This is a genomic window from Nocardioides sp. F233, from assembly GCF_057813895.1.
Map to the genome: position 1 here is coordinate 676,457 of NZ_JBVASH010000003.1, position 9,458 is coordinate 685,914.

The following is a 9,458-nucleotide window of genomic DNA, read 5'->3' on the forward strand; positions in this document are numbered from 1 at the left end:
TCTCCGAAAGTTGTTCGGAGGTGGCACGTGCTCCGAGTGCGTGCATCGCAAGGCGCAGGCGCGAAGCCATACCGGGTTGTCTCGCGAGCGTCTGCAACGCCGCGAGGTGCGTGCTCGGGGTGCGGGCCACCCGAAGAACTTCCGGAGATGACCACTAGCCATTCAGCGGCTGAGTGCGCGGACCAACTCGTCAGCCGTTGCGCACCGATCGATCAGCTCGCCGACGTGGGCCTTGCTGCCGCGCAACGGGTCGATCGTCGGAACCCGCTGGAGCGACTCGCGCCCCGGCAGGTCGAAGATCACCGAGTCCCACGACGCGGCGGCGATGTCGGCGGCGTACTTCTCGAGGCAGCGGCCGCGGAAGTACGCGCGGGTCTGCTCGGGCGGGTTGGTCATCGCCTGCTCGACCTCGTCGTCGGTGAGCAGCCGCTGGATCCGGCCGGCCCCGACGAGACGGTGGTAGAGGCCCTTCTCGGGACGGATGTCGGAGTACTGGTAGTCGATCAGCTGCAGCTTCGCGTCGTCCCAGGCCAGACCGTCGCGGGAGCGGTACTGCTCGATCAGCTTCAGCTTCGCGACCCAGTCGAGCTGGTCGGCCAGTGACATCGGGTCGGTCTCGAGACGGGCCAGCACGTCCTCCCAGCGGGTGAGCACGTCGACCGTCTGGGGGTCTGCGTCGGCGCCGTACCGGTCCTCGACGTACTTCTTCGCCAGGTCCAGGAACTCCAGCTGGAGCTGGATGCCGGTCAGCCTGCGGCCGTCGGCCATGGTGACGGTCTGGCGCAGCGACGGGTCGTGGGACACCGCCCGCAGCGCGGCGACCGGCATGTCGACGACGAGGTCGCGGCCGATGAACTTGTCCTCGATCATCGCCAGGACCAGCGAGGTGGTGCCGACCTTGAGGTACGTCGCGATCTCGGACAGGTTCGCGTCCCCGATGATGACGTGCAGCCGGCGGTAGCGCTCGGGGTCGGCGTGCGGCTCGTCGCGGGTGTTGATGATCGGGCGCTTGAGGGTCGTCTCGAGACCGACCTCGACCTCGAAGAAGTCGGCGCGCTGGCTGATCTGGAAGCCGTGCTCGCGCCCGTCCTGGCCCTTGCCGACCCGGCCGGCGCCGCAGAAGACCTGGCGGCTGACGAAGAACGGCGTCAGGTGCCGGACGATGTCGGCGAAGGGGGTCGATCGGCGCATGAGGTAGTTCTCGTGCGCGCCGTACGACGCACCCTTGTTGTCGGTGTTGTTCTTGTAGAGCACGATCTGCGGGTTGCCGGGCAGCTGCTGCGCGCGGCGCGCGGCGTCGAGCATGACCTGCTCCCCCGCCTTGTCCCAGCGGACGATGTCGAGCGGGGTGACCACCTCGGGCGTGGAGTACTCCGGGTGCGCGTGGTCGACGTAGAGCCGGGCACCGTTGGTGAGGATGACGTTGGCGAGGCCGAGGTCCTCGTCGGTGAGCTGGGTGGGGTCCGCGATCTGGCGCGACATGTCGAAGCCGCGGGCATCGCGCAGCGGCGACTCCTCCTCGAAGTCCCACCGCGCGCGGCGCGCCCGCACCGTGGCCGTCGCGTAGGCGTTGACGACCTGCGACGAGGCCACCATCGGGTTGGCGGTCGGCTGGCCCTGGACCGAGATGCCGTACTCCACCTCGGTGCCCATCACGCGGCGCACGCTCATGCGTCCAGCCTACGGGTACGACGACGCCCCGACACGGGTCCGTGTCGGGGCGTCGTACGTCAGATCAGGTTCAGCGGCTCTTCGCGACCTTGACGGCAGCGGTGACGCCGAGCGCGACGAGGGCGAGGATGATGAGCTTCTTCATGGGAGGTCTCCTCAGGAAGTGGTGCGGACGGGGACGGGCCCACCCTAGGTGAGCGGGCCAAGCGGGACCTACAGGTACTGGCCCGTGTCGTTGACGGTGTCGATCGAACGGCCCGGCTCGGTGCCCTGCTTGCCGGTGATGAGGGTGCGGATGAAGACGATCCGCTCGCCCTTCTTGCCCGAGATCCGCGCCCAGTCGTCGGGGTTGGTCGTGTTGGGCAGGTCCTCGTTCTCCTTGAACTCGTCGACGCACGCCTGCAGCAGGTGCGAGACCCGCAGGCCCTTCTGGTCGTGCTCGAGGAAGTCCTTGATCGCCATCTTCTTGGCCCGGTCGACGATGTTCTGGATCATCGCGCCGGAGTTGAAGTCCTTGAAGTAGAGGACTTCCTTGTCACCGTTGGCGTAGGTCACCTCGAGGAACCGGTTCTCCTCGGTCTCGGAGTACATCCGCTCGACCGTCGCCCGGATCATGCCGCCGACGGTGGCCTTGCGGTCGCCGTGGAACTCGGCGAGGTCCTCGGCGTGCAGCGGGAGGCTCTGGGTGAGGTACTTGCTGAAGATGTCACGCGCCGACTCGGCGTCGGGCCGCTCGATCTTGATCTTCACGTCGAGACGTCCGGGCCGCAGGATCGCCGGGTCGATCATGTCCTCGCGGTTGGAGGCACCGATGACCAGGACGTTCTCAAGCAGCTCGACGCCGTCGATCTCGCTGAGCAGCTGGGGCACGATGGTGTTCTCGACGTCGGAGGACACGCCCGACCCACGGGTGCGGAACAGCGAGTCCATCTCGTCGAAGAACACGATGACCGGCGTACCGGTGCTCGCCTTCTCCCGCGCCCGCTGGAACACGAGCCGGATGTGGCGTTCGGTCTCGCCGACGTACTTGTTGAGCAGCTCGGGGCCCTTGATGTTGAGGAAGTACGACTTCCCCTCCTGGCCGGTCTTCGCGGCGACCTTCTTGGCCAGCGAGTTGGCGACGGCCTTCGCGATCAGCGTCTTGCCGCAGCCAGGAGGGCCGTAGAGCAGGATGCCCTTGGGCGGCTTGAGCTCGTGCTCGGCGAAGAGCTCGGGGTAGAGGTACGGCAGCTCGACGGCGTCCTGGATCGCCTCGATCTGGTTGCCGAGACCGCCGATCGTGTCGTAGGTGATGTCGGGGACCTCTTCGAGGACGAGCTCCTCGACCTCCGACTTCGGGACCTTCTCGTAGACGTAGCCGGCACGCGAGTCGAGCAGCAGCGAGTCGCCGGCGCGCAGGGTCTCGGTGAGCAGCGGGTCGGCGAGCCGGACGACCCGCTCCTCGTCGGCGTTGGCGATGACCAGGACGCGCTCGCCGTCGGCGAGCACCTCCTTGAGCATGACGACCTCGCCGACGCTCTCGTAGTCGAACGCGGCGACCACATTGAGGGACTCGTTGAGCATGACCTCCTGGCCACGCCGGAGGGTCTCCAGGTCGACGTTGGGGCTCGCGGTCACCCGCAGCTTGCGCCCGCCGGTGAACACGTCGACGGTGTCGTCCTCGTTGCGCTGGAGGAAGGTGCCGAAGCCGGCCGGCGGCTGGGCGAGCCGGTCGACCTCCTCCTTGAGCTTGAGGATCTGGTCGCGTGCGTCGCGCAGCGTCCCGGCGAGACGCTCGTTCTGGGCGGTCACCGCCGCCAGGGAACGCTGGGCCTCGGCGAGCCGGGCCTCGAGCGAACGAGCCGCTCCGGTCGGGGTGTCGACGAGGCGACGGCGCAGATCGCCGACCTCCTCCTCGAGGTAGCGGACCTGGTCCTCGAGCTCCTCGCGGCTCGGGGAACGGTGTCCGCCCGTCGTGCCTTCTCCCATGCTCGTCATGGCACACCTCCTTGATCCGACACTACTCGGGCGGGTGTTACAAGGAAGTGATTAATGCGCTTTGGGCAGAAACAACATGTCTCGAGGCGGAATTGTTGCGGTTTGGGACCAAACCGCAACATGCGGAGCCTCAGTCGGCAGCCGGCGTCTCGGGTACGCCGGGCGGCCGGGGGCCGGTGTAGTCGGGGCCGTACGCGCCGGGAGCGGGGCGACGCTTCTTGAGCGGCGCACGCTCGCCGGGAGCCATCCGACGCGCGGTGACGAGGAAGGCGGTGTGCCCGATCATCTTGTGACCGGGGCGCACGGCGAGGCCCTCGACGTGCCAGTCGCGGACCAGGGACTCCCACGGCGCGGGCTCGGTGAACCCGCCGTGGACCCGCACCGCCTCGACGAACTTCGAGAGCTGGGTGGTCGTGGCGACGTACGCACACACGATGCCACCGGGCAGCAGCGCGTCGGCGGCGGCGTCGAGGCAGTCCCAGGGGGCGAGCATGTCGAGGATGATCCGGTCGCACCGCTCCCCCGACGCGGGCAGCGCCTCGGCTAGGTCGCCGAGGGTCAGGTTCCAGGCGGGGTGGTCGCCACCGAAGAACTGGGTGACGTTGCGGCGGGCGACGTCCGCGAACTCCTCGCGGCGCTCGAAGGAGGAGACCTTGCCGTGCGGTCCGACGGCGCGCAGCAGGGAGCAGGTCAGGGCACCGGAGCCGACGCCGGCCTCGACGACGTGGGCGCCGGGGAAGATGTCGGCCATCGCGACGATCTGGGCGGAGTCCTTGGGGTAGACGACGGCGGCACCGCGCGGCATCGAGACGACGAACTCGGAGAGCAGCGGCCGGAAGACGAGGTACTCGCCGCCGACCGACGAGGTGACCGCGAAGCCCTCCTCACGGCCGATCAGCTCGTCGTGCTCGAGGTGGCCCTTGTTCGAGAAGAACCGCTTGCCGGGGACGAGCTCGAAGTTGTGCTTGCGGCCCTTGCCGTCGACCAGCCGCACCCACTCGCCGGCACGCAGGGGGCCGCGGTGGACGCCGGACCAGGCTTCGGGGGCTACGTCGCCAGCAACGTCGGCGGCGGGGCTGTGGGGCGCATCGGTCACCGGCGCAATCTACCGGCTCCGAGGTTGGCGCCAGTAGGCGACGTCGTCGCGAGCGTCGTGAGACGCGGGTGAGGGCAAGGCGGCGGAGCGACGACGTGCTCGGCCGCCCATCGAGCGACGCCAACGCCGCCAGCGCCCGCGGGTCGCGGCGCGCAGCAGGCGTCACCTGCTGGCGCCAACCTCTATCTTCGGACGGCGCGGATCAGGTCGGCCGCAGCGAGCACGCCGTACACCCGGCCGTCGTCCTCGAGCAGGACGTACTCCGACGCGGGCGTCGACCTGACCTTGTCGAGCAGCGCGGCGCCGGTGATCCACACGGGCAGCGCCAGGCCGGGCTCGAGGGTGCGGGCGACGGTGGAGACGGCGACCCACGGCGCACGGTCCGCGGGTACGGCGCGCGCGGCGGTCTCGTCCACGACGCCGACCGGGCGTCCGTCGGCCGTGGCCGTGACGATGCTCCCCGCGCCCGCCTCGCGGGCCTGGCGCATCGCCTCGGCCAGGGGCAGGTCGTCGGGGACGGTGAGCGCCCGTCGGGCGAGGTCGCTGGCGACGACGCCGTCGAACTGACGGGTGATCCCGGCGACCGCGAGCGCCTGGCTGGCGCCGGTCCACAGGAAGAGGGCGACGATCAGCAGGACGAGCGGGTTGACGACGTCACCCGCGCGGGAGGACCACAGCGCCCAGGCACCGACGAGGACGGCGGTGCCGCGACCCGTCCAGGCGGCGACGGCGGTGCCGGTGTGCACCCGGCCTGTCACGGCCCACACGCCCGCCTTGAGGACCCGGCCGCCGTCGAGCGGCAGGCCGGGGACCAGGTTCAGCACACCGATCATCAGGTTGGCACCGGCCAGTCCCTCGATGACCAGGCGCAGCAGCCCGTCGGGGGTGACGAACCAGGCCGCCAGGGCGGCCGCTCCGACGGCGATCGAGGTGATCGGGCCGACCACGGCGATCCAGAACTCCTGGCGCGGTCGCCGCGCCTCCCCCTCGATGGAGGTGGCGCCGCCGAGGAAGTGCAGCGTGATGGAGTGGACCGTGAACCCGAACCGGCGGGCCACCACGGCGTGCGAGGCCTCGTGGAGCAGCACGGCGAGGTAGAGCGCGATCGCGAAGGCGATGCCGACGACGTACGTCCACGCGCCGAGGCCCGGCTGCACCTGCTCGACCCGCGGGCTCATCACCACGGCGATCAGCCCGGCGATGACGAACCACGAGCTGGAGACGAGCACGTCACTTCCGGCGATCCGGCCGATCCGGAACATGCCCCGGGGCAGGGGCGCACGCCCCTGGGCCGATCGCTGTCTTCCGGACACACCACGAGGCTATCCGGGATTCGGCTGCCGGACGTCCTCGGCGTGGTGTCGGAGGGCTGCCCTACTGTCGATCGCATGACCAGCACACCAGCAACCGCCGGCATCGAGCCGGCCGATCCGTCGGAGCGGGGCGGCACCCGGGTCGACGGTGTCGAGGTGCTCGGTGCGCTCTCGCCCTCGCGGGTCGGCGACTTCCTCAACTGCCCGCTGCTCTACCGCTTCCGCAGCATCGACCGGCTCCCCGAGCCGGCGTCCCCCGCCGCCGTGCGCGGCACCGTGATCCACCGCGTCCTCGAGCAGCTCTTCGACCTGCCCGCGACCGACCGCACGCCCGAGCAGGCCGACCGGATGCTGGCGCCGGCCTGGGAGGAGCTGCAGCAGGTCGAGCCCGCGGTCACCTCGATGTTCCCCGAGGACGGACCCGAGATCACCGCGTGGCTCGCGTCCTGCCATGAGGTCCTCGCCAGGTACTTCGACCTCGAGGACCCCACGCGGCTCGAGCCCGCCGACCGGGAGCTGTACGTCGAGACGCTCACCGACGCGAAGCTGTTGCTGCGGGGCGTGATCGACAGGGTCGACGTCGCCCCGGACGGCGCGATCCGCGTGGTGGATTACAAGACGGGCCTCTCGCCCGGCGAGATGTTCGAGGGCAAGGCCCTGTTCCAGCTCAAGTTCTACGCCCTCGTGCTGTGGCGGATGCGCGGCGTGGTGCCCAAGATGCTGCAGCTGGTCTACCTCGGCAACAGCGAGGTGCTGCGCTACGAGCCCGACGAGCGCGAGCTGCTCGCCACCGAGCGCAAGGTGTTGGCGGTGTGGGACGCGATCCGGGCCGCAACCGAGCGTCAGGCGTTCGAGGCGCGCAAGGGCGCGGGCTGCACGTGGTGCGCCCACCAGGCGCTGTGCCCGGCGTACGGCGGCACCCCGCCGCCGTACCCCGCGGAGCGTGAGGCGGTCAGGCCGGACGCAGCGAGCCCAGCTCCTGCGGAGTGACCCCCTCGAGGGTCTCCCGGAACACGCGACCGGGACCGGGCGGGACCGGCACGTGGTTCGGTACGACGAGCACGGTGCACCCGGCCGCCGCGGCCGACGTGGCACCGGTCGGCGAGTCCTCGATCGCGATGCAGTCGGCGGGGTCGACGCCCAGCGCCGCGGCCGCGGTCAGGTAGGCCTCGGGGTGCGGCTTGCCATTGTCGACCATGTCGCCGGTGACGATCACCCGGAAGGTCTCGGGCGGCAGGTGCTCGAGGATCGGCGCGACGAAGCGCTGGTAGGACATGGTGACCAGGGCGCACGGCACCCCGGCGCCGTGCAGGGCCAGCAGCAGCTCGCGGGCGCCCGCGCACCACGGGACGGCGTGCCGGACCTGGTCGACGACGCCGTCGAGCAGCATCTCGACGACCTCCTCGGCGGTCTGCGGGAGGCCGAGCTTGGCCTTGATGTACTCCCCCGACACGAGCAGGTCGTTGCCCACGAGCTGCATCGCGTCCTCGTGGGTCCAGGTGCCGCCGTGCTCGGCGGCGATGGCCTCCTCGGTCGCCATCCAGTAGGGCTCGGTGTCGACGAGGGTTCCGTCCATGTCCCAGAGGACGGCCGCGGGCAGCCTCTGACCAACTTCCTCGTGCTGACCTGCAGGTTCACGAGAAGACGCGGTGTTCAGAATGCCCTCCAACAAGCTTCATGCGACTAACGATGCGACTATGCACCCTAGGTGCGCGCCCGGCCCCATTGACGGGCATCCCGGTGAACGGCTGACATCTGGCGGGGTTGAGATCCCTCCAGTGGTCGCCCGCTCGCACCTCAGGTACATGAGCAACCACACGATCGCCGCCCCGATCACGACCTGGGCGGAAGCACGCACGACCGACCGCGAGGTCCTGAACCGGGCCGAGGTGGCTGCGCTCCTGACGGTCGACGCCCGGACCGTCGACCACGCGATCGAGGACGGCACGATTCCCGCGATCCGATTGGGCCGGCGCGTCCTCATCCCCCGGCGGCCGTTCCTGGCTGCGTTCGGCATCACCTCGTCGGAGTCGGGATGACCGCCCGGCGGCCGGCGAGCGCCGGCGGGCGCGCTCGCCGGGAGAAGGGCACCGGGTCGATCACGTCGTACCAGACCAAGGCTGGGAAGCGGTGGCGGTACGAGATCGAGGTCCCGATCGACCCGCGCCGCCCCGACGACGGGACGCGCACCGTGTCCCGCGCGGGGTTCGCCAGCTATGCCGACGCGGAGGATGGCCTGACGCTGCTCCGTGCCGACACCCTGCGCGGCGTACCCCAGGTAGTCAGCCGCGACACGTTCGGCGCCTATGGCCGCCGCTGGCTCGAAGGGCATCCCGTCGGCAACGGCACCCGGATGTACATCCAGCGCGTCCTGGACGCAATGGATCCCTACATCGGGTTCGTGCGGATGGCGGACATCCGCCCCACGGACCTGGCCGCTGCCTACCGCGGTCTGGAGAACGGCACGAAACAGATCCCATCGCGTAAGCGGCGCCAGAAGGGCCTCGCACCATCGACCGTCGCGCGCTACGCGAACTGGGTGAACTCGATCTTCCTCGCCGCCGTCGACGAGGGGCTCATCCACAAGAACCCGGCGAACTCGAAGCATGCCGGCCGGCCGCGCGGTGAAAGCGCGCGGCGCGTGAAACCCTTCGTCATCTGGAACGTCGATCAGCTGACGCACTTCTGCGAGTGGGCCCTCGCCGAAGACGAACCATTCGCGCGGGTCTGGATCATCCTGAGCCGCACCGGGCTCCGCTCCGGCGAGATCCTCGCGCTCCGATGGGGCGACCTCGACACCAACAAAAACGAGTTGCGGGTCGAACGAGCGCTGCACTACGACGAGACGCTCCCCCTCGGCGAGCGCTACGTGATCGGACAGGTCAAGGGCGGACGCCCGCGGACGGTGACCTACGACAAGACCTGCGCCGATCTACTGCAGGGCTGGCGCAAGGAGCTGCCAAGCCTTCTCGCAGGCGGGATGGGGAATGTCGCTCCGCTACGCGGGCTTCGGGCCGACGATCCGGTGTTTCCGAGCTTGCCCGGCCGGTCCGCAACGCAGTCCGGGCTCCATGCGGCATTCAAGCGCGTGCAGAAGCATTACCGGCACGCGCATCCCGAGCGCGATCTACCCATCTTGACCGTCCACGAGCTCCGTCACACCCACGCGTCTCTGCTCTTCGAAGCCGGTCAGTCGGTCAAGGTCGTCCAGGAGCGTCTCGGCCACGCCAGTGCGCAGGTCACCCTGAACACCTACGCGCACCTGCTCCATGACGCCCAGTCGCGGGCCGCGGCGGCTCTCGACGAGCTCCTTGCAACACAGAGGCCCAGGACGGACCTCGGCGAGCCGGGTTCGAGCTGATTTACGACATTTAGTCCCGCGTGGGTGACGCCCACCGGCT

8 protein-coding genes are annotated in these 9,458 nt (G+C 69.8%); 3 read left to right on the forward strand and 5 right to left on the reverse strand.

Annotated elements, in window-relative coordinates; translation table 11 throughout:
• Positions 1-162: 162 nt before the first annotated feature.
• From dop to ACZYRU_RS14675, 4 genes are all read right to left on the reverse strand, one after another.
• The gene (gene dop, locus ACZYRU_RS14660; protein ID WP_488957828.1) at positions 163-1,671 is read right to left on the reverse strand and encodes a depupylase/deamidase Dop; all 1,509 of its coding nucleotides are present in this window, start codon (positions 1,669-1,671) and stop codon (positions 163-165) included.
• A gap of 213 nt (positions 1,672-1,884) precedes the next feature.
• On the reverse strand, positions 1,885-3,648 hold the full coding sequence (gene arc / locus ACZYRU_RS14665; protein WP_488957829.1) for a proteasome ATPase: 1,764 nt from the start codon (positions 3,646-3,648) through the stop codon (positions 1,885-1,887).
• Positions 3,649-3,778: 130 nt separating this feature from the next.
• Entirely contained in the window at positions 3,779-4,744 is a 966-nt protein-coding gene (locus ACZYRU_RS14670) for a tRNA (adenine-N1)-methyltransferase (RefSeq protein WP_488957830.1), read from the reverse strand.
• Between the two features lie 182 nt (positions 4,745-4,926).
• Positions 4,927-6,057 carry a site-2 protease family protein gene (locus ACZYRU_RS14675; protein WP_488957831.1) on the reverse strand — a complete coding sequence of 377 codons (1,131 nt, stop codon included), beginning with the start codon at positions 6,055-6,057 and terminating at the stop codon, positions 4,927-4,929.
• A gap of 75 nt (positions 6,058-6,132) precedes the next feature.
• Here ACZYRU_RS14675 and ACZYRU_RS14680 point away from each other — a divergent pair, with 75 nt between their 5' ends.
• The gene (locus ACZYRU_RS14680) at positions 6,133-7,047 is read left to right on the forward strand and encodes a RecB family exonuclease (RefSeq protein ID WP_488957832.1); all 915 of its coding nucleotides are present in this window, start codon (positions 6,133-6,135) and stop codon (positions 7,045-7,047) included.
• Here the strand turns inward: ACZYRU_RS14680 and ACZYRU_RS14685 are convergent.
• Positions 7,010-7,717 carry an HAD family hydrolase gene (locus tag ACZYRU_RS14685; protein WP_488958083.1) on the reverse strand — a complete coding sequence of 236 codons (708 nt, stop codon included), beginning with the start codon at positions 7,715-7,717 and terminating at the stop codon, positions 7,010-7,012. The two genes, ACZYRU_RS14680 and ACZYRU_RS14685, sit on opposite strands and share 38 nt — an antisense overlap.
• A gap of 145 nt (positions 7,718-7,862) precedes the next feature.
• On the opposite strand from ACZYRU_RS14685, the gene ACZYRU_RS14690 reads away from it, so the two are divergent.
• Positions 7,863-8,096 (forward strand): excisionase family DNA-binding protein, encoded by a 234-nt coding sequence (locus ACZYRU_RS14690; protein WP_488957833.1) that lies wholly within the window; start codon positions 7,863-7,865, stop codon positions 8,094-8,096.
• Positions 8,093-9,418 carry a tyrosine-type recombinase/integrase gene (locus ACZYRU_RS14695; RefSeq protein ID WP_488957834.1) on the forward strand — a complete coding sequence of 442 codons (1,326 nt, stop codon included), beginning with the start codon at positions 8,093-8,095 and terminating at the stop codon, positions 9,416-9,418. The genes ACZYRU_RS14690 and ACZYRU_RS14695 overlap by 4 nt, the downstream gene beginning before the upstream one ends.
• Positions 9,419-9,458 lie beyond the last annotated feature (40 nt).